The sequence below is a fragment of the Mycobacterium sp. NGS33 genome (assembly GCF_059812885.1).
Genome location: NZ_JCALDN010000003.1, coordinates 48,937 through 67,106 on the forward strand (window position 1 = coordinate 48,937; position 18,170 = coordinate 67,106).

16 protein-coding genes and 1 pseudogene are annotated in these 18,170 nt (G+C 70.5%); 3 read left to right on the forward strand and 14 right to left on the reverse strand.

The features are described from left to right. Positions 1–16: 16 nt before the first annotated feature. The 3 genes from topA to cspA all read right to left on the reverse strand — a co-directional run bounded on the left by topA (position 17) and on the right by cspA (position 4,011). Positions 17–2,827: a type I DNA topoisomerase gene (gene topA, locus AC5Y5B_RS07645; protein WP_500004827.1), complete on the reverse strand. Its 2,811-nt coding sequence runs from the start codon at positions 2,825–2,827 to the stop codon at positions 17–19. Positions 2,828–3,041: 214 nt separating this feature from the next. After that, a complete protein-coding gene (locus AC5Y5B_RS07650; RefSeq protein WP_500004829.1) occupies positions 3,042–3,641 on the reverse strand; it encodes a hypothetical protein in 600 nt (199 codons plus the stop codon). Positions 3,642–3,807: 166 nt separating this feature from the next. Beyond that, on the reverse strand, positions 3,808–4,011 hold the full coding sequence (gene cspA / locus AC5Y5B_RS07655; protein ID WP_007166602.1) for a cold shock protein CspA: 204 nt from the start codon (positions 4,009–4,011) through the stop codon (positions 3,808–3,810). A 284-nt stretch (positions 4,012–4,295) separates the two neighbouring features. On the opposite strand from cspA, the gene AC5Y5B_RS07660 reads away from it, so the two are divergent. Together AC5Y5B_RS07660 and AC5Y5B_RS07665 are read left to right on the forward strand one after the other, a co-directional pair. Further along, positions 4,296–6,635, forward strand: coding sequence for a DEAD/DEAH box helicase (locus tag AC5Y5B_RS07660; RefSeq protein WP_112635513.1), 2,340 nt, complete (start codon positions 4,296–4,298; stop codon positions 6,633–6,635). A 72-nt stretch (positions 6,636–6,707) separates the two neighbouring features. Then, on the forward strand, positions 6,708–7,745 hold the full coding sequence (locus tag AC5Y5B_RS07665) for a PAS domain-containing protein (protein ID WP_112635515.1): 1,038 nt from the start codon (positions 6,708–6,710) through the stop codon (positions 7,743–7,745). Here AC5Y5B_RS07665 and AC5Y5B_RS07670 read toward each other — a convergent pair. The 7 genes and pseudogenes from AC5Y5B_RS07670 to ssd all read right to left on the reverse strand — a co-directional run bounded on the left by AC5Y5B_RS07670 (position 7,742) and on the right by ssd (position 12,285). Beyond that, the gene (locus AC5Y5B_RS07670; RefSeq protein WP_500004832.1) at positions 7,742–8,056 is read right to left on the reverse strand and encodes an Rv3654c family TadE-like protein; all 315 of its coding nucleotides are present in this window, start codon (positions 8,054–8,056) and stop codon (positions 7,742–7,744) included. The two genes, AC5Y5B_RS07665 and AC5Y5B_RS07670, sit on opposite strands and share 4 nt — an antisense overlap. Before the next feature lie 25 nt (positions 8,057–8,081). Further along, positions 8,082–8,402: pseudogene (locus AC5Y5B_RS07675) on the reverse strand (TadE family type IV pilus minor pilin); the annotation flags it as partial. Beyond that, on the reverse strand, positions 8,399–8,602 hold the full coding sequence (locus tag AC5Y5B_RS07680) for a DUF4244 domain-containing protein (protein ID WP_289176405.1): 204 nt from the start codon (positions 8,600–8,602) through the stop codon (positions 8,399–8,401). The pseudogene AC5Y5B_RS07675 and the gene AC5Y5B_RS07680, both read right to left, overlap by 4 nt. Before the next feature lie 15 nt (positions 8,603–8,617). Beyond that, positions 8,618–9,211: a type II secretion system F family protein gene (locus AC5Y5B_RS07685; RefSeq protein ID WP_500004835.1), complete on the reverse strand. Its 594-nt coding sequence runs from the start codon at positions 9,209–9,211 to the stop codon at positions 8,618–8,620. Positions 9,212–9,230: 19 nt separating this feature from the next. Next, the gene (locus tag AC5Y5B_RS07690) at positions 9,231–10,028 is read right to left on the reverse strand and encodes a type II secretion system F family protein (RefSeq protein ID WP_500004837.1); all 798 of its coding nucleotides are present in this window, start codon (positions 10,026–10,028) and stop codon (positions 9,231–9,233) included. Further along, positions 10,025–11,188 carry a TadA family conjugal transfer-associated ATPase gene (locus AC5Y5B_RS07695; RefSeq protein WP_500004840.1) on the reverse strand — a complete coding sequence of 388 codons (1,164 nt, stop codon included), beginning with the start codon at positions 11,186–11,188 and terminating at the stop codon, positions 10,025–10,027. The genes AC5Y5B_RS07690 and AC5Y5B_RS07695 overlap by 4 nt, the downstream gene beginning before the upstream one ends. Beyond that, a complete protein-coding gene (gene ssd / locus AC5Y5B_RS07700; RefSeq protein ID WP_500004842.1) occupies positions 11,185–12,285 on the reverse strand; it encodes a septum site-determining protein Ssd in 1,101 nt (366 codons plus the stop codon). Before ssd ends, AC5Y5B_RS07695 begins: the two co-directional genes overlap by 4 nt. Before the next feature lie 440 nt (positions 12,286–12,725). Here ssd and AC5Y5B_RS07705 point away from each other — a divergent pair, with 440 nt between their 5' ends. Then, entirely contained in the window at positions 12,726–13,583 is an 858-nt protein-coding gene (locus AC5Y5B_RS07705) for an HAD-IB family hydrolase (RefSeq protein WP_500004844.1), read from the forward strand. A 426-nt stretch (positions 13,584–14,009) separates the two neighbouring features. Here AC5Y5B_RS07705 and AC5Y5B_RS07710 read toward each other — a convergent pair whose 3' ends face one another. From AC5Y5B_RS07710 to AC5Y5B_RS07725, 4 genes are read right to left on the reverse strand one after another with little or no spacing between them, the layout of a single operon-like run. Next, positions 14,010–14,768 (reverse strand): Fic family protein, encoded by a 759-nt coding sequence (locus AC5Y5B_RS07710; protein WP_500004846.1) that lies wholly within the window; start codon positions 14,766–14,768, stop codon positions 14,010–14,012. A 26-nt stretch (positions 14,769–14,794) separates the two neighbouring features. Further along, positions 14,795–16,390, reverse strand: a complete 1,596-nt coding sequence (locus AC5Y5B_RS07715; RefSeq protein ID WP_500004848.1) for a dipeptide ABC transporter ATP-binding protein — start codon at positions 16,388–16,390, stop codon at positions 14,795–14,797. After that, positions 16,387–17,250, reverse strand: a complete 864-nt coding sequence (locus AC5Y5B_RS07720; protein ID WP_500004850.1) for an ABC transporter permease — start codon at positions 17,248–17,250, stop codon at positions 16,387–16,389. The genes AC5Y5B_RS07715 and AC5Y5B_RS07720 overlap by 4 nt, the downstream gene beginning before the upstream one ends. Then, positions 17,243–18,169 carry an ABC transporter permease gene (locus AC5Y5B_RS07725; protein WP_500004852.1) on the reverse strand — a complete coding sequence of 309 codons (927 nt, stop codon included), beginning with the start codon at positions 18,167–18,169 and terminating at the stop codon, positions 17,243–17,245. Before AC5Y5B_RS07725 ends, AC5Y5B_RS07720 begins: the two co-directional genes overlap by 8 nt. Between the last annotated feature and the right edge of the window lies 1 nt (position 18,170).

The following is an 18,170-nucleotide window of genomic DNA, read 5'->3' on the forward strand; positions in this document are numbered from 1 at the left end:
GAGAACCCGAGCCGGATCAGCTGCGCTTCGCGGCCTTCTTCGCCGCCGCCTTCTTGGCCGGGGCCTTGCGGGTCGCCTTCTTGGCGGGGCGCTTGGCCGGGCCCCGAGCCCGGCGGTCGGCCAGCAGTTCGGCGGCGCGCTCGTCGGTGATCGATGCGACGTCGTCGCCCTTGCGCAGGCTGGCGTTCGTCTCGCCGTCGGTGACGTAGGGACCGAACCGGCCGTCCTTGATCACCATCGGCTTGCCCGTGGCCGGATCGGCGCCCAACTCGCGCAGCGGCGGCGCGGCGGCGCCCTGCCGGCCGCGGCGCTTGGGCTCGGCGTAGATCTTCAGCGCTTCCTCGAGGGTGATGTCGAACATCTGCTCCTCGGTCGCCAGCGAGCGAGAATCGGTGCCGCGCTTGAGGTATGGGCCGTACCGGCCGTTCTGGGCGGTGATCTCCTCACCGGTGGTGGGGTCCACACCGACCACCCGGGGCAGCGAAAGCAGCCGCAGCGCGTCCTCGAGCGTGACCGTCTGCAGGTCCATCGTGCGCAGCAGCGAACCGGTGCGGGGCTTGGGGCCGGTGGGCTTCTTGCCCTTCTTCGCGGGCGCGGCGCTGCCGTCGTCGTCGGGCGGTTGCTCCGGCAGGACCTCGGAAACGTATGGCCCGTATCGGCCGTCCTTGGCGACGATCTCGTGACCGGTCGCCGGGTCCACCCCCAACACCCGACCCTCCTGCGGGGTGGCGAAAAGCTGCTCGGCCACCTCCAGCGTCAGCTCGTCGGGCGTCAGCGAGTCGTTGAGGTTGGCCCGCTGCGGCTTGGGCTCACCGTCGTCGCCGGTCACCATGCGCTCGAGATACGGCCCGTTCTTGCCGACCCGCACGTACACCGGCCGGCCCTGCTCGTCGTCAAAAAGCCTGATGGAGTTGACTTCTCGGGCGTCGATGCCTTCCAGGTTGACGCCGACGAGTTTCTTCAGCCCGCCTGAGCGCGCCACCGAGTCGGCCACCCCGTGCTCGCCGCCGAAGTAGAAGTTGTTGAGCCAGTCGGTGCGCCGCTCCTGGCCCGAGGCGATCGCGTCGAGCTCGTCTTCCATCGCCGCGGTGAAGTCGTAGTCGACCAGGCGGCCGAAATGCTGTTCCAGCAAACCGGTTACGGCGAACGCCACCCAGGACGGCACCAGCGCGCTGCCCTTCTTGTGGACGTAGCCGCGGTCCTGGATGGTCTTGATGATCGACGAGTACGTCGACGGGCGGCCGATGCCCAGCTCTTCGAGCGCCTTGACCAGTGACGCCTCGGTGTAGCGCGCCGGGGGGTTGGTGGCGTGGCCGTCGGGGGTGAGTTCGATGGCGTCCAGTCGCTGGCCCTGGGTCAGTTGCGGCAGCCGGCTCTCGGCGTCATCGGCCTCGCCGCCGGCCAGTTCGTCTACCGTCTCGACGTAGGCCTTCAAGAAGCCGGCGAAGGTGATGGTGCGACCGCTGGCCGAGAACACCACATCTCGGCCGGTTGACTGGCCGTTGATCCGCAGGCTCAGCGTGGTGCCGCGGGCGTCGGCCATCTGCGAGGCCACGGTGCGCTGCCAGATCAGCTCGTAGATGCGGAATTCGTCGCCGTCGAGTTCGCGGCGCACCGCGTCCGGGGTCGCGAACGTCTCACCCGCGGGGCGGATCGCCTCGTGGGCCTCCTGCGCGTTCTTGACCTTGCGGGTGTACTGCCGCGGCGACGGCGACACGTATTCGGCGCCGTAGAGCTGGCGGGCCTGCGTGCGCGCGGCGTTGATCGCCGACTCCGAAAGCGTGGTGGAGTCGGTACGCATATAGGTGATGTAGCCGTTTTCGTAGAGCCGCTGGGCGATGCTCATGGTGCGCTCGGAGGAGAACCGCAACTTGCGGCCGGCTTCCTGCTGCAGCGTCGAGGTCATGAACGGCGCGTACGGGCGCCGGGTGTAGGGCTTCTCCTCCACCGACGCGACGGACAGCTGGGCCCCGCGCAGGCCCGCCGCCAGCTGCGTGGCGCTCGCCTCGTCGAGGATGGTCACCTCGTCGGCCTTGCGCAGCTGGCCCAGCGAGTCGAAGTCGCGGCCGGAGGCCACGCGCAGACCGTCGACCCCGGTCAGGCGGGCGGTGAAGGTGGGCGGCGCGGCCTGCGGGTCGGACACGCTGGCGTCCAGCTGGGCCACGATGTCCCAGTAGGAGGCGCTGCGGAACGCCATGCGGTCGCGTTCGCGCTGCACGATGATCCGGGTGGCCACCGACTGGACCCGGCCGGCCGACAGCTTGGGCGCGACCTTCTTCCACAGCACGGGGCTGACCTCGTAGCCGTACAGCCGGTCCAGGATGCGCCGGGTTTCCTGCGCGTCGACCAGATCGATGTCCAGGTCGCGCGGGTTTTCGGCGGCCTCGAGGATGGCCGGCTCGGTGATCTCGTGGAACACCATCCGCTTGACCGGGATGTTCGGCTTGAGGGTTTCCAGCAGGTGCCAGGCGATGGCCTCGCCCTCGCGGTCACCATCCGTGGCCAGGTAGAGCTCGTCGACTTCCTTGAGCAGGCCCTTGAGCTCGGTGACCGTGCTCTTCTTCTCGGGGCTGATGATGTACAGCGGTTCGAAGTCCGCGTCGACGTTGACCCCGAGGCGGGCCCAGGGCTCCGACTTGAACTTCGCCGGCACGTCGGCTGCGGCCCGGGGCAGGTCGCGGATGTGGCCGCGCGAGGACTCGACGATGTACCTGGAGCCCAGGTAGCCGGCCAGTTTGCGCGCCTTGGTGGGCGACTCGACGATCACGAGTCGCCGGCGGCTGCCGTTCCCGCCGCTGCCGGTGTCCTTTAGTTTCGGGTCAGCCAACTGCCCTTACGCTCCATCCGTGATTGGTCCCCCCTGCGAGACCACCTGCAGGAAGAATGACAGGTCGGCATCGAAAATTCCGGTGAAATTCAGGTACGCGACCGTTCCTTCGCCCTGCGGCACCTGACAATTTCGCACCCTTGGGCGGGCCTGCGCAAACTGACCCTCGCGAAAACGGCCGAAAGCCGACGCGATTCCGGGCGCCACCGCGCGGCTAGACTCGCGGCCACCGCGCGGACGCCTCGGCGCCCGCCGGCGCCTCCCCCACGTTCTCTACCAGGCGCGATAGCCTGCGGCGTCCGCTGATCCGCAGCGCCGGCCGACCGCCGCGGGTGCCGATCAGGGTGGGCGCGATCCCGACGCGCATCAACGCCGACGCCAGCGGCGAGTGCGTGTCCGGCGCGTGCGGGTCCAGCGCCAGCAGGTAGTGCTCGCCCTCCGGGTTTCCGGCCGCCAGCGTCCACGCTCGCAGTTCGCGCGGCCCGGGCAGCCAGCGCGGCGGCACGGTCTTGACCGCCCCGCGCGTCCATTCGGCGGCCAGCGTGCTCAGCGAGGGGTCCACGGCGGTGCGCACCAACGGGGTGTCCTCGTCGGTCCGGCTGATCTCGGCGACCAGACCCGCCTCGCGGATCATCTCGGCCAGCGCCGAGGCCCGCCAGGGCTGATCCACGACCACCGACAGCCGAGCACCCGCAACGGGATTTTCACCGGTGGCACCGACGGTGACGATCTGCCCGGACGCCGCCAGCACCCCGGAAAGATCGGCGACCGCAGGCGGCACCGACTCCGCTGTGAAGAAGGAAAGCTGGCTCACGCCACCGACAGTAGGCCAGGGTGCCCGCCCGCGTCTTGAGGCAACCGGCGCGGCGTCAGGCATCGACGGGGATGCACAGCCGGTTGCCGCAGTAAAGGAGGAAACCCCCCGGCTGAACCCGCTGGGCGGGTCTGCACGGGGGGTATCCGTTCAGGTCTGCTCTCGTCTAGACGGAGCGGACTCCGGTGGCCTGGGGGCCCTTAGGGCTATGGCCGATCTCGAACTCGACCTTCTGGTTCTCTTCGAGGGTGCGGAAGCCCGAACCCTGGATCTCCGTGTAGTGGACAAATACATCCGCGGAACCGTCTTCAGGGGCGATGAAGCCGAAGCCCTTCTCCGCATTGAACCACTTCACAGTTCCCTGTGGCATCTCTCGATCTTTCCTTTTCTTCTGGGTGCGGGGCATCGCTTTTCGATGCCCCGGGCCTGGTACGACCGCCATACCTCGCTGAGTCGCCGGAACTTCACCCGACCGATTAACCTCGCAGGAACCGCGGCCGCAACGTCGATCCTGCGAAAGTTTGACACGAACACAGAAGCTGCGACCGCAAATAGTCAACCATGTTCATCGCGTCGGCGACAGACTTGTGTCATCCGCCGATTCGAAGGCCGCTGCGACGGCCGATTTCACGATCGGATCCCGGAGGAAGTGAGATGGCGAGTTTCGGCAGCGACCTGCTTGCCGCCGCACTCGCCGGGACCGCGGCCGACGAGCAGCCGCTGCGTCACGTCGCCGAACTGCCACCGCGCAGCGGCCGGCCGCACGAGTGGCCGGATTGGGCCGAGCCCGACGTCATCGGCGCGTTCGCCGCGCGCGGGATCACCTCACCGTGGTCGCATCAGTTCGCGGCCGCCGACCTGGCGTACGCGGGTCGGCACGTCGTGCTCAGCACCGGTACCGCTTCGGGCAAGTCGTTGGCCTATCAGCTTCCGGTCCTCAACGCGCTGGCGACCGATCCGCGGGCGCGGGTGCTCTACCTGTCCCCGACCAAAGCGCTGGGCCACGACCAACTGCGCGCCGCGCACGCGCTGACCGCGGCGATTCCGCGCTGCCGGGACGTCGGGCCCACCGCTTATGACGGCGACAGCCCCGACGAAGTCCGCCGGTTCGCGCGGGAACGTTCGCGGTGGTTGTTCTCCAATCCCGACATGATCCACTTGTCGATCCTGCGCAACCACGCCCGCTGGGCCGTCCTGCTGCGCGGTCTGCGATTCGTGGTCGTCGACGAATGCCATTACTACCGCGGGGTATTCGGCTCGAACGTGGCGATGGTGCTGCGCCGCCTGCTGCGGCTGTGCGCCCGCTACTCGTCGTCGCCGACGGTGATCTTCGCCAGTGCGACAACGGATTCGCCGGGCGCGACGGCCGCCGAGCTGATCGGGCTTCCGGTCGAGGAGGTCACCGAGGACGGTTCGCCGCAGGGCGCCCGGACCGTGGCGTTGTGGGAGCCCGCGCTGCGGGCCGACCTGACCGGCGAGAACGGCGCGCCGGTGCGCCGCTCCGCCGGCGCCGAGGCGGCGCGGGTGATGGCCGACCTGATCGCCGAGGGCGCTCAGACGCTGACGTTCGTGCGGTCCCGTCGCGCCGCGGAACTGACCGCGCTGGGCGCGCAGGCGCGGCTGGACGACATCGCTCCGGAGCTGTCCCGCGCGGTCGCGTCGTATCGGGCCGGCTACCTGGCCGAGGACCGCACCGCGCTGGAGCGCGCGCTGGCCGAGGGCCGGTTGCGGGGCCTGGCCACCACCAACGCGCTGGAGCTGGGCGTGGACATCGCGGGCCTGGACGCGGTGGTGCTCGCCGGCTTCCCCGGCACGGTCGCCTCGTTCTGGCAGCAGGCCGGCCGGTCCGGGCGGCGCGGCCAGGGAGCGCTGGTGGTGCTGGTCGCCCGGGACGATCCGCTGGATACGTATCTGGTGCACCACCCCGCGGCGCTGCTGGACAAGCCGGTCGAGCGGGTCGTGATCGACCCGGCCAATCCGTACATCCTGGGCCCGCAGCTGCTGTGCGCGGCAACCGAATTGCCACTGGACGAGGCTGAGGTGCGCACCCTGGGGGCCACCGAGGTGGCCGACGGCCTGGTCGATGACGGGCTGCTGCGGCGGCGCAGCGGAAAGTATTTTCCGGTGCCCGGCCTGGAACCGCATGCCGCGGTGGATATCCGGGGGTCGGCGGGCGGCCAGATCGTCATCGTGGAGGCCGACACCGGACGGTTGCTGGGCAGCGCCGGCGCGGGTCAGGCGCCGGCCACCGTCCACCCCGGCGCGGTGTATCTGCATCAGGGCGACAGCTACGTGGTGGACTCGCTGGACACCGAGCAGGGCATCGCGTTCGTGCACGCTGAGGACCCCGGTTACGCGACGTACGCGCGGGAGATCACCGACATCGCCGTCACCGGCACGGGTGAGCGCCTGACGTTCGGGCCGGTCACCCTGGGCCTGGTGCCGGTCCGGGTCACCCATCAGGTGGTGGGGTACTTGCGCCGCCGGCTCTCCGGGGAGGTGATCGACTTCATCGAGCTCGACATGCCGGAGCACACCCTGGCCACCATGGCGGCGATGTACACGATCACCGAAGATGCGTTGCAGCGCAAGGGCATTGGGCCGACCCGGATCCCGGGAGCTCTGCACGCCGCCGAGCACGCCGCCATCGGGCTGCTGCCGCTGGTCGCCAGTTGCGATCGCGGGGACATCGGCGGCCTGTCCACCGCCGTCGGGCCCGATCCGCTCGGGCTGCCCAGCGTCTTCGTCTACGACGGCTATCCGGGCGGCGCGGGATTCGCCGAACGGGGGTTTCGTCAGGCCCGCACCTGGTTGGGTGCCACGGCCGCCGCCATCGAGGCGTGCGAGTGTCCCCGGGGCTGCCCGTCCTGCGTGCAGTCCCCCAAGTGCGGCAACGGTAACGACCCGCTCGACAAGGCGGGCGCGGTGCTGGTGCTGAAGCTGGTTCTCGCGGAGCTGACGCGGGGGCCACGGCAGGGCGATGCGGGCGGGTGACGACCGGCCACCGGGTCGTGCGCCGAAGCCCGCACTCCGCTGGGGCCGCGCCCTCACCGTAAAATCGGCCGCATGGCCCACGACTGGTTGCTCGTGGAGACACTCGGGGGTGATCCCACCGTGGTGGCGCAAGGGCGCCAACTCAAGAATCTCGTCCCCATCACCACGTTCCTGCGCCGCAGCCCCTATCTGGCGGCGGTCCGCACGGCGATCGCCGAGTCGGTGCAGACCGGCCAGGCCCTGACCAGCATCACGCCCAAGCGGGATCGCATCATTCGCACCGAACCGGTGGTGATGTCCGACGGATTCATCCACGGCGTGCATGTCTGGACAGGCCCCGCCGACGCCGAACCGCCGGAGCGGCCGGTGCCCGGTCCGCTCAAGTGGGACCTGACCCTCGGCGTGGCCACCGACACCCGCGAGTCGCTGATCAACAGCGGCAAGAATCCCGAGGTCGAAGTCACCTTCGGCAGGGCCTTCGCCGAGGACCTGCCGTCGCGGGAACTCAACCCCAACGAAACCAAGGTGCTGGCCATGGCGGTCAAGGCCAAGCCAGGCCAAACACTGTGCAGTACTTGGGATCTCACCGACTGGCGGGGCGAGTCTATCCGGATAGGTTTTGTGGCGCGCACGGTGTTAGAGCCGGGGCCCGATGGCCGCGAGCATTTGGTGGCGCGGGCCATCAACTGGCAATCCGAATTGAAGGGGCCGGAGGTATCGACCGATGATCTGGCGCGACGAATCCTCAGCGGCCTGGCTCAGGCCGGGGTGCACCGCGCACTGATCGACCTCAACACCTGGTCGCTGCTGAAATGGCTCGACGAGCCCTGCACCTTTTACGACTGGCGCGGCAGTGAGACGGGCAAGCCCCGGGTCCACCCCGATGACCGGGACCTGATGTCCACCATGACAAGGGAATTCAGCGGCGGCGCCACCAGCCGGGTGTTGCGGTTGCCCGGCAACGACGGGGAATGGGTGCCGGTGCACGTCACCGTCAACCGGGTGGAACTGGAACCGGATACCTACGCCGGGCTGGTTTCGCTGCGCCTGCCCACCGACGACGAACTGGCCTCCGCGGGATTGTCGCCGACGCCGGACGCCGCGCCCTAGTCGTTCCCGGTCGCGGGTCCCGCCCGCGCGGCAGCCTTGGCCGCGCCGCCGAAGGCAAGCGCCACCCGCGCCGTGACGACGACATCGAGACCGTCGATGACACAACCAATGTCATTGACCCGCATCCGGCGGGCCACCATGGTGGCGTCCGCGCACGCCGTGCCCGCACCGGAGCTCAGCCGGTTCGCGGCGGCCAGGGCGGCGAGGTCGGCCACCGCCTGGGCGCGGTGGCGCGCCACCACCGCCGAGCCCAGGTACGCGGCGGCGCCGGTCACCGTCAGCAGCACCACGATCATCCAGGCCGCGACCACAGTGGCGGAGCCGCGCTCAGCGCGAAGGCTCGGCCGCCGACACCGCCTCGGCCGCAATGTCGATGGTCGGCAACAACTTCGAATGCGCGACCACCGTGGCCACCAGGAACTCCCCGTCGCGGTGCAGGTCGACTCGCGCCCCGGCGGGCGCGAGCCGGCGGGCGGCGGCCGCGGCGGAGCGTTCGTCGCCGCGCGCCGCCAGCCGGGCGGCCTCGCGGGCGGCGTCGACGCAACGCACCTGCATCGAGACCGCGGTGACTCCGGCCAGGCACAGCACCAGCACCACGACGAGCGCGGCGATGCCCAGTGCCGCCTCAACCGTGCTGGTACCGGCATCTCCGGTCAGACCTTGGTGTTGAGCGCACGACCGATGATGTTGGTCAGCGCCGAGACGATGGAATCGCCGGTGACGACGGTGTATAGCACCGCCCCGAACGCGGCCGCCGCGATGGTACCGATGGCGTACTCGACCGTCGACATGCCCGACTCGTCGGCGGCCAGCACGGCGAGGCGCGCGGAGATTACGCGAAACAGGTTGAGTATCAATGGCTTCCTTTCTTTTCACCACAGACCCGATTGCAGAACCTGACCGGCCAGACCGGCTACCACCGGGACGATGCCCAGGCAGACGAACGCCGGCAGGAAGCACAGACCCAACGGTCCGGCGATCAGTACGCCGGCCCGCTCGGCGGCCGCGGTCGCCGCGTGCGCGGCGTCGTGGCGAGACTCCTCGGCCAACTCGGCGACGCCACCGGCCAGCGCCGCGCCCGAGGACGCCGAGCGCCGGGCCAACCGCAGCAGCGCATCGATCTGCGGGTCGACCGCGCCCTGCGGGCCGGGCGGAATAGACCATGCGACAGCGGGATCGGCGCCAAGGGCGAGCAGGTCGGCGGCGCGGCGCAGCACCCTGGCCAGAGTCGGCGGCGCGGACGGCGCGGCGGCGGCCGCGGCGCTCGAGACCGCCATGCCCGCCGCCAGGCACACGGCCAGCACGTCCAGACAGGAAGCGACGGCCAGCGGATCCGGGCCGCGGGGCGTCACGGCGCCGCGGCGCCGCCGGCTGCCGCGCACCGGCATTCCGGCGCGACCGCGCACCAGCGCGGGGCCGGGACCGATCCACAGCGCTGCCGCCAGCAGCACCGCCGCCAGATTCATGCGCCGCCACCCGATCGGTTCACGACGCCACCCGATCGGCGATGCGGTCCGACCACAGCAGGCCGGCACAGGCCAGCGTCGAGCCGATGACCAATAACCACCCGCCCGCGCGTCCGCCCAGCAGGAACCGCAGCGGCTCGGCGCCGATCAGCTGTCCCAGCAACACACCGAGCGCGGGCAGCGCGGCCAGGATCGCCGCGGTCGCGCGGGCGCCGGCCATGCTCGAGGTCACCCGGTCCGAGAACCGTTGCCGCTCAGCGATATCGCGCTGGGCGGCGCGCATCAGGGTGGCGATACCCAACCCGTTGTCGCTGGCCAGCCGCCAGCACAGCGCGAGCCGCTCCCAATGTCCGGGCAGCGCCGAAGAGCGGCCCGCCGCGGCCAGGCCGGCCGCGACGTCGGCACCCAGGCGGGCCCGCGCCGCCACCGAACGCAGCGACACCGCAACCGCACCGGCGATGTCGTCCGCGGCGAGGTCGAACGCGCGCACCGGATGCGAGCCGGCCCGCAATTCACCGACGAGCACCTCGAGCGCGGTGTGCAGCGCGCGGCCCTCGGCGGTCGCGCGCCGGATGCGCCGGCGGCGCCGATAACGCAGCATCGCGGTGGCGCCCACGACCGCGATGCACAGCACGGTGGCCGGCGGCAGCGCGATGGTGGCGGCGCAACCGACAACCGCCGCGGCGCAGCCCGTCCCACGGGGCCCGACCGCCGGGCGCCGGCGGCGTCGCGACGCCGACAGTCGTCGTCGCGGCGAGGGGCGGGCGACGATGAGCGCGAGCGACAGCAGCAGCGCGCCGGCCAGTGGCCCGTTCATGCCAGCATCCGGCTGCGCAGCAGGCGCTGCAGCGGCGGGGCAGCGTCGGTCATGCCCCGGTCCGCATGCCACACGGTGACCACCCGGACTTGGCCTTGATCATGTTGCAGCGCGGCGATCTCACTGAGTCGCCGGCGGCCGGCGCGGTCGCGCTCGACATGCAGCAGCACCTGCACGGCGGCGGCGAGTTGGCTGTGCAGCGCGGCCCGATCCAGGCCGCCGAGCGCGCCCAACGCCTCCAGGCGGGCGGGAACTTCGCCGGGACTGTTGGCGTGCACGGTGCCCGCGCCGCCGTCGTGGCCGGTGTTCAGCGCGGCCAACAGGTCCACCACCTCGGCGCCCCTGACCTCGCCGACCACGATGCGGTCGGGTCGCATCCGCAGTGCCTGCCGGACCAGCTGGCGGACCGGAACCTCGCCGACGCCTTCGATGTTGGCGCAGCGCGCGACCAGCTTCACCAGGTGTGGGTGTCGCGGTGCGAGCTCCGAGGCGTCTTCGACGCAGACGATCCGCTCGGCCGGCGATACCGCGCCGAGCATCGCGGCGAGCAGTGTCGTCTTGCCGGCGCCGGTGCCACCGCTGACCAGGAACGCCAACCGGGCATCGATGATGTCGGTGACGAGCGCGGCCGCCGCCGGCTCGATGGCCCCGGCGGCGATCAGGCCCGCCAGATCTTGGCTCGCCGGCCGCAGGACGCGCAGCGACAGGCAGGTGCCAGCGGCGGCCACCGGCGGCAACACCGCGTGCAGGCGCACCGCGAACCCGCCGGCGCCGATCCCCGTCAGCTCGCCGTCGACCCAGGGCTGCGCGTCGTCCAGGCGCCGTCCGGCGGCCAGCGCCAGCCGCTGCGCCAATCGCCGCACCGCCGCCTCGTCGGGGAACCGAATCTCGCTGCGCCGCAGGCCGGTACCGTCGTCGACCCACACCGCATCCGGGGCGGTGACCAGGACGTCGGTCGTCCCGTCCGCGCAGAGCAGCGGATCGAGGATGCCGGCGCCGGTGAGTTCGGTCTGCAGCACCCGGAGATTGGCCAGCACCTCGGTGTCCCCGAGCATCCCGCCGGACTCGGCCCGGATGGCGGCGGCCACCACCGCCGGGCCGAGCGGGCCGGCCTCGCCGGCCAACCGCTCGCGGACGCGTTCGATCAGCGAACCGCTCACGCCGCCTTGCCCTTCCGCGCGCCGGCCGGTGGCAGCACGCCGAGCACCTGGCCTGCCGCGATCGCGAGCGCCGAGCGGCGCCCCAGCCGCAAGCCGCCGCGGTCGGCCTGTTCGGCGAGTTGTGGCTGGGCTCTGATCGCCGCCAGCAACGGCAGTCCGGTGATGTCGGCGATCTCGGCCGCCCGCAATCCTCCCGGCGACGGGCCCCGCACCACCAGGCCGACATTGGGATTGACGGCTGCCAGCACCGGGGCCAACGACGCGGTCGCCGCGCACGCGCGCACGTCACAGCGACTGACCACGACCACCAGATCGGCCGCGCTCAGCGCCGCTTGGGTTGCGTCGCCGAAGCGGCGGGGAAGGTCGCAGATGACGCTGACCGCCCCGCGCCGGCCGGCGTCGATGACGGCGTGCACCGGCGCGGCCTCCAACTCGTAGCCGCGCCGAGTGCCGGACAGCACGCTGACCCCGCGGTGGCGGGGCAGCGCATCGCGGACGGCCGACCAAGTGAGCCGCCCACCCCGCAACGCGAGGTCCGGCCAACGCAACCCCGGCGTGGTTTCGCTGCCCAGCAACAAGTCGAGACCGCCGCCCCACGGGTCGAGGTCCACCAGCAGCGCGTCGGCGGCGGCCTGGGCCAGGGCGACGGCGAACGAGGAGGCGCCCGCTCCACCGCAGCCCCCGATGACGGCGACCGCGTGACCGCGCGACCCGTCGTCGCGCGAGGATTCGGCGGCCTCGGCGAGCGCGCCGACCAACTCCGCCTCCTGCCCGGGCAGCCGCAACACGCGCGCGGCCCCGACCCCGACGGCGGCCGCCCACGTCGCCGCCTCGGGTTCAGCCACGGTCAGCACGGTCACGTGGTCGCGGCGCGGCAGCGCCCATCGTTCGCAGCGAGCCGCCGCCCGCGCGTCCAGCACCACGGCCGCGGCCGCCGCCCACGTCTTGCGGCTGAGCGGCGACGCGTCGCCGGCGTGCACCACGCGAACGCCGGCGGCCGCGGCCACCCGGTCCAACTCGGCGCGCAGATCGGGTTCGGCCAATGCCGCCAACACTCCCGCCGCACCCGCCGCATCGATCCCCGAGACGCTGGTCATCAGACCACTGTGCGAGGCCGTGACCTTGGCACAACAGTCCCAAATGCGGATTTGTGGATAGAGACGCGAGTGTGCACAAACGCACGGCGGAGCGACGCCGCCAGCGACGACGGGCGCGCTGTCCCGCAACGCACCGAGAGCCGGGCTCGGCGCCGCCACGCGCGGAAAACTAACCCTAGAAAAGGGACGACCCCCGCCAGGGGGGGAGGAGGCGAGGGTCGTCGTGCATCAGCCCCGGGGGGTCGGGCTGATACACCCTCGGCTCAAGGCCGAGTAATGCTTACTATACACATGACTAGCCGGAGTAACGCAAGAGATCATTTTCTGGAAAACCAGCTTGAGCCGCGTAAACGCCGCCCCGCCCGCCTCCCGAACCCCCTGAGCGGCCATTTTCGGTGCGGGATCGCGGCCTTGCCGGACCGCCGACCTATGCTGGGTCCGTGACCGTCTTCGACCCCACCGCGGAGCAGTCGGCCTCGGAACAATCGGCGTCAACCACCGCTTCCCATGCCCGCACGGCGGCGTTCTTCGACCTGGACAAGACGATCATCGCCAAGTCCAGCACCCTGGCCTTCAGCAAACCGTTTTTCAACCAGGGCCTGCTCAACCGGCGCGCCGTGCTCAAGTCCAGCTACGCCCAGTTCATCTATCTGCTCTCTGGTGCTGATCATGACCAGATGGATCGGATGCGCGCCCACATGACCAACATGTGCACCGGCTGGGACGTCGAACAGGTCAAGTCGATCGTCAACGAGACGCTGCACGACATCGTGACTCCGCTGGTGTTCGCCGAGGCCGCCGATCTGATCGCGGCCCACAAATTGTGCGGGCGCGACGTGGTGGTGGTGTCGGCCTCCGGGGAAGAAATCGTCGCCCCCATCGCTCGCGCGCTCGGCGCCACCCACGCGATGGCCACCCGGATGGTCGTCGAGGACGGTCGGTACACCGGCGAGATCGCTTTCTACTGCTACGGCGAAGGGAAGGTGCAGGCGATCCGCGAGCTGGCCGCGCGCGAGGGCTACCCGCTGGAACACTGCTACGCCTATTCCGACTCGATCACCGATCTGCCGATGCTCGAGGCCGTCGGCCATCCCAGCGTGGTCAATCCCGACCGCGGGCTGCGCAGGGAGGCCGTGGAGCGCGGTTGGCCCGTGATCTCGTTCTCCCGGCCGGTGTCGTTGCGCGACCGCATACCCGCGCCCTCCGGCGCCGCGATCGCCACCACGGCCGCGGTCGGCATCAGCGCGCTGGCCGCCGGCGCGGTGACCTATTCGTTGTTGCGCCGCTACGCTTTCTAACGACTCCAGCAAACACGCGCCTCGCGCGACGGGATTTCCTTCGCAATTGGGCCTTGCTGTGCTTGGGGTCTAGTAGTACAAAGGAACCACGGAAGCCCGGTGAGGCCAAGGTCGAGCCGGAAGAGAAGGTTCGTCCTCCCGACCCGGGCGCCCAGCACGGTGCTCGGCACCCACGCGGAGTCATAGCCGCGAAAATGGCAGAAGTGTTGCGGGCCTGCGAAATTGCGAAAATGCGGACGGTATCGACGGCCCTTTGGGTGGGGTTGCAACCATAAGCGTCGCAAGATCGCCGAGGCCAACCCACGCAGCCCCGAGATGCACGCTTGGTAACCGAGCCCCGTGCTAGCGGGCGGCGGACCGAACATTCGGAACGTCGCCCGCTCTACCTTTTTGCGGCCCTTTTGCCGGTGTCGGCAACCGATTCAGCTACTTGTTAGACATCGAGTCGGCGATCGACAAAGCCTCCTGCGCACCGGCTTTCATCGCCCGGCAACACAGCACCAGCCAGGCCCCCACACCGTCGGGCGTGCCGTCGGCGAATCCTTGCGCGGCGTCGCGATACGCGGCCGGCTGACGCATCCAGCTGACCTCGGGCACACCCAGCCCGTGCGGGTCCAGCCCGCTGGCGATGGTCACCAACCGCGACACCGCGCGGGCCACCACACCGTCAGAACTGCCGAACGGCTTCAGCGTCAGCAGTTCGCCGTGGGCGACGGCGGCCAGCACCGGCGCCGGCACCTGGGTCCGCCCGTTCACCAAGTCCGCCAACAATTCCAGTCGCGGCCCCACCCCGGCATCGGCGCGCGGGCGGCCCAGCCGCTCGTCGTCGACCTGCTCGGCCGCGGCCAGCACGTGCAGGCGGGCCAGCGCCTGCAGCGGTGCCCGGCGCCAGATGGCCACAACGGGCCCTTCGCCACCCTCGAGCGCCTGGGCCACCCGCAGCGCCCCCGCGAACACCGGGTCGCTGATCTGCCCGGCGTCGGCGAGGTCCTCCAACCGAACTGGACCGCCGTCCAGGACCGACGACGCGCGGGCCGCCCGCAGCGCCGCCTCGGCGGCGGTCACGGGCCAACCGCGCAGGTTGGCGCGGTGCCGGTGGGCGCGGCCCAGCGCTTCGCGGGCGCGGTCACTGGCCTCGGCGACCCCGGGCAACTCCATCAGGGGGGCCAGCGGATCTGCTGTCACAACCTCACAACCTATCGTCGGCGGATTCACCGCAGGCGTGGGATGGCGTCCAGCAACTGCCGCGTGTATTCGTGCTGGGGGTCGGTGAACAGTTCCTCGGTCGGCGCGTGCTCCACCACGCGGCCGGCCCGCATCACCAGGACGTCGTCGGCGATCTGCCGGATCACCGCCAGGTCATGGCTGATGAACAGATAGGCCAACCCCAGTTCGGCCTGCAGCTCGGCCAGCAGGTCGAGTATCTGCGCCTGCACCAAGACGTCGAGCGCGGACACCGCCTCGTCGCACACCAGCACGTCGGGCCGCAGCGCCAGCGCCCGGGCGATGGCCACTCGTTGGCGTTGGCCGCCCGACAGCTCACGCGGCAACCGGCCGAGCACCGACGACGGCAGCGCCACCTGGTCGACGAGCTCGCGCACCGCCCGTTCGCGTTGCCTGCGGTCACCCACGCGGTGGATGCGCAGCGGCTCCTCGATCGCGCGAAACACCGAGTACATGGGATCCAGGCTGCTGTAAGGATTTTGGAATACCGGTTGTACGCGCCGGCGGAAGGCCAGCTCCCCGTCCCGGGACATGGCGTCGTCGATCCGCGTGCCGTCGAAATCGACGGTGCCCGAGGTGGGTTGGAGCAGGCCCAGCACCATGCGCGCCACCGTCGATTTCCCCGAGCCCGACTCACCGGCGATCGCCAGCGTCGTCGCGCGGCGCAGCCGAAACGACACCGCGTCGACCGCACGGAATTCGCCCCGCCGCCACGGGGCGCCACGGGACTCCCGGTAGACCTTGGTGAGATCGGAGGCGACGAGGATGTCGTCGGTCCGGGCGGGGGCCGGCCGGCTCCGGCGCGTCAGCGACGGCGCCGCGGCGACCAGCCGCCGGGTGTACTCGTGCTCCGGACTACGTAGAATCGATTGTGCCGCACCGGATTCCACCACGACGCCGCGGTGGACGACGACCACGGACTCGGCCCGTTCGGCGGCCAGTGCCAGGTCGTGGGTGATCAACAGCAGCGCGGTGCCCAGTTCGGCGGTGAGCCGTTGCAGATGGTCGAGGACCTGCCGCTGCACCGTGACGTCGAGCGCGGACGTCGGCTCGTCGGCGATCAGCAGCCGCGGCCGGCCCGCCAGCCCGATCGCGATCAGCGCGCGCTGGCACATGCCGCCGGACAGCTGATGGGGGTAGCGGGCCGCTTGCCGGGCCGGATCCGGCATGCCCGCCGCGGCGAGCAGGTCGATGGCCCGCTGCCGGGTCTGCCGATCGTTCGTGTTGGCGCGCAGGGCCTCCCGGATCTGGAACCCGACCTTCCACACCGGGTTGAGGTTGGTCATCGGGTCTTGCGGGATATAGCCGATGTCCCGCCCCCTGATCGAGCGAAGCGCTCGACGGTCGGCGGTCGAGATGTCCGTGCCGTCGAACATGATGTGCCCGCCCGTGATTCGACCCCCGGGAGGAAGCAGCCCGAGGATCGCCGCGGCGGTGGTGGACTTGCCCGATCCCGATTCGCCGACCACCGCGACGGTCTGACCGGCCAGCACGCTCAGGTCCAACCCGCACACGGCGGCGTGCTCACCGAACCTGACTTCCAGGCCCTCGACCGATAGCAGCGGCGACCCCGTGCCGCTCACGCCCGCCACGCCCTCGAGGCCGGATCCAGGGCGTCGCGCAGCGCGTCGCCCATCATCATGAATGCCAGCACGGTCATGGCCAGCGCGCCCGCGGGGTAGAACAGGATGGGTGAGCCCGCCCGCAGCCGGGTCTGGGCGAGGTTGATGTCGCCGCCCCAGGACACCACCGACGGCGGCAATCCGACACCGAGGTAGGACAACGTCGCCTCGGTGACGATGAACAGGCCGAGGGCGATCGTGGCCACCGCGATCACCGGCCCCAGCGCGTTGGGTAGCGCATGCCGCAGCAGGATCTGAAACCTGCTCATTCCCAACGCTTTAGCGGCGAGCACGTAGTCGCTGGCACGCACCGAGAGCACCGCACCCCGTGCGATCCTGGCCACCTGCGGCCAACCGAACAACGCGAGGATGACGATCACCGTCCACACCGTGCGATGGTGCAGGACCTGCATGAGGACGATGGCGGCCAGCAGCAGTGGCAGTCCGAAGAACACGTCGGTCAGGCGGGAGACCACCGCGTCGATCCAGCCGCCGTAGAAGCCGGCCAGCGCACCCAGCGCGCCACCGACGACGAAGACCAACAGCGTCGCGCCCAACCCGACGGTCACCGACGCCCGCGCCCCGTAGACGGTGCGCGCGTAGATGTCGTGGCCCTGCAGGTCGGTGCCGAACCAGTGCGCCGCCGACGGGCTGCGCAGACTTTGGTTCGGATCGGCATAGCTGGGGTCGGCGTGAGTGAACAACGCGGGAAACAGCGCGACCAGAAGAATGAGGACGATCAGCGCGGCGGCAACGACGAACTTCGGACGCCGGTGCAGTTTGCGCCAGGTCTCGCCCCAGAAGCCGGAGTGCTCAGCCATAACGGATCCGAGGGTCCAACGCCGCGTAGAGCAGGTCCACCATCAGGTTGGTGATCAGATAGATGAGCACCAGCACGGTGACGATCGAGACCACCGTGGGGGCCTCCTGGCGGGTGACGGCTTGATAGAGCACGCCGCCGACCCCGTGGATGTTGAAGATGCCCTCGGTCACGATGGCCCCGCCCATGAGCGCTCCCAGGTCCGCACCCAGGAAGGTCACCACCGGGATCAGCGAGTTGCGCAGGATGTGCACGGTCACCACGCGCGGCCGTGACAACCCCTTTGCGGTGGCGGTGCGGACATGGTCGGCGTGCGCGTTGGCGGCCACCGCTGATCGGGTCAACCGTACCACGTAAGCGAATGAGACTGAGCCCAAGACGATTCCGGGTAACAACAGCCGCGCGAAGGTCGCCCGCTCCCCGACCGTCACCGGCGCGACGCCCAGCTTGACCCCGAACAGGAACTGGGCCAGAAAGCCCAGCACGAAGATGGGGACCGCGATGATGACCAGACCGGTGATCAGCACGCCCGCATCGAAAAGCCCGCCCTGGCGCAGTCCGGCGATCACGCCGAATCCGATGCCCAGCACCGCCTCGACGACCAGGGCGATCAGCGAGAGCCGCAGGGTGACCGGAAAGGCATGCGCGAGAACGTCGCTGACCGGTAGCCCGGAATAGGCGCGGCCCAGGTCGCCGTGCAGGACGCCGCCGAGGTAACGCAGGTACTGGACGATGAAAGGATCATCCAAGTGATAGCGCGCCCGCAGCGCCGCTGCCACGGCCGGCGTCAGCGGCCTGTCCCCGGCGATGGCGGCCAGCGGGTCACCGGGCAGCAGGAAGACCATGCCGTAGATCAGCAGGGTGGCGCCCAGGAAGACGGGCACCATGACGGCGATCCGGCGCTCGATGTACCAGCCCATG

What these genes read in the sequence shown, in the direction of transcription:
- cspA (WP_007166602.1), bottom strand. Translation starts at nt 4,011, where the DNA reads ATGCCACAGGGAACTGTGAAGTGGTTCAATGCGGAGAAGGGCTTCGGC.
- AC5Y5B_RS07660 (WP_112635513.1), top strand. Translation starts at nt 4,296, where the DNA reads ATGGCGAGTTTCGGCAGCGACCTGCTTGCCGCCGCACTCGCCGGGACC.
- AC5Y5B_RS07665 (WP_112635515.1), top strand. Translation starts at nt 6,708, where the DNA reads ATGGCCCACGACTGGTTGCTCGTGGAGACACTCGGGGGTGATCCCACC.
- AC5Y5B_RS07685 (WP_500004835.1), bottom strand. Translation starts at nt 9,211, where the DNA reads ATGAATCTGGCGGCGGTGCTGCTGGCGGCAGCGCTGTGGATCGGTCCC.
- AC5Y5B_RS07690 (WP_500004837.1), bottom strand. Translation starts at nt 10,028, where the DNA reads ATGAACGGGCCACTGGCCGGCGCGCTGCTGCTGTCGCTCGCGCTCATC.
- ssd (WP_500004842.1), bottom strand. Translation starts at nt 12,285, where the DNA reads ATGACCAGCGTCTCGGGGATCGATGCGGCGGGTGCGGCGGGAGTGTTG.
- AC5Y5B_RS07720 (WP_500004850.1), bottom strand. Translation starts at nt 17,250, where the DNA reads ATGGCTGAGCACTCCGGCTTCTGGGGCGAGACCTGGCGCAAACTGCAC.
- AC5Y5B_RS07725 (WP_500004852.1), bottom strand. Translation starts at nt 18,169, where the DNA reads ATGGGCTGGTACATCGAGCGCCGGATCGCCGTCATGGTGCCCGTCTTC.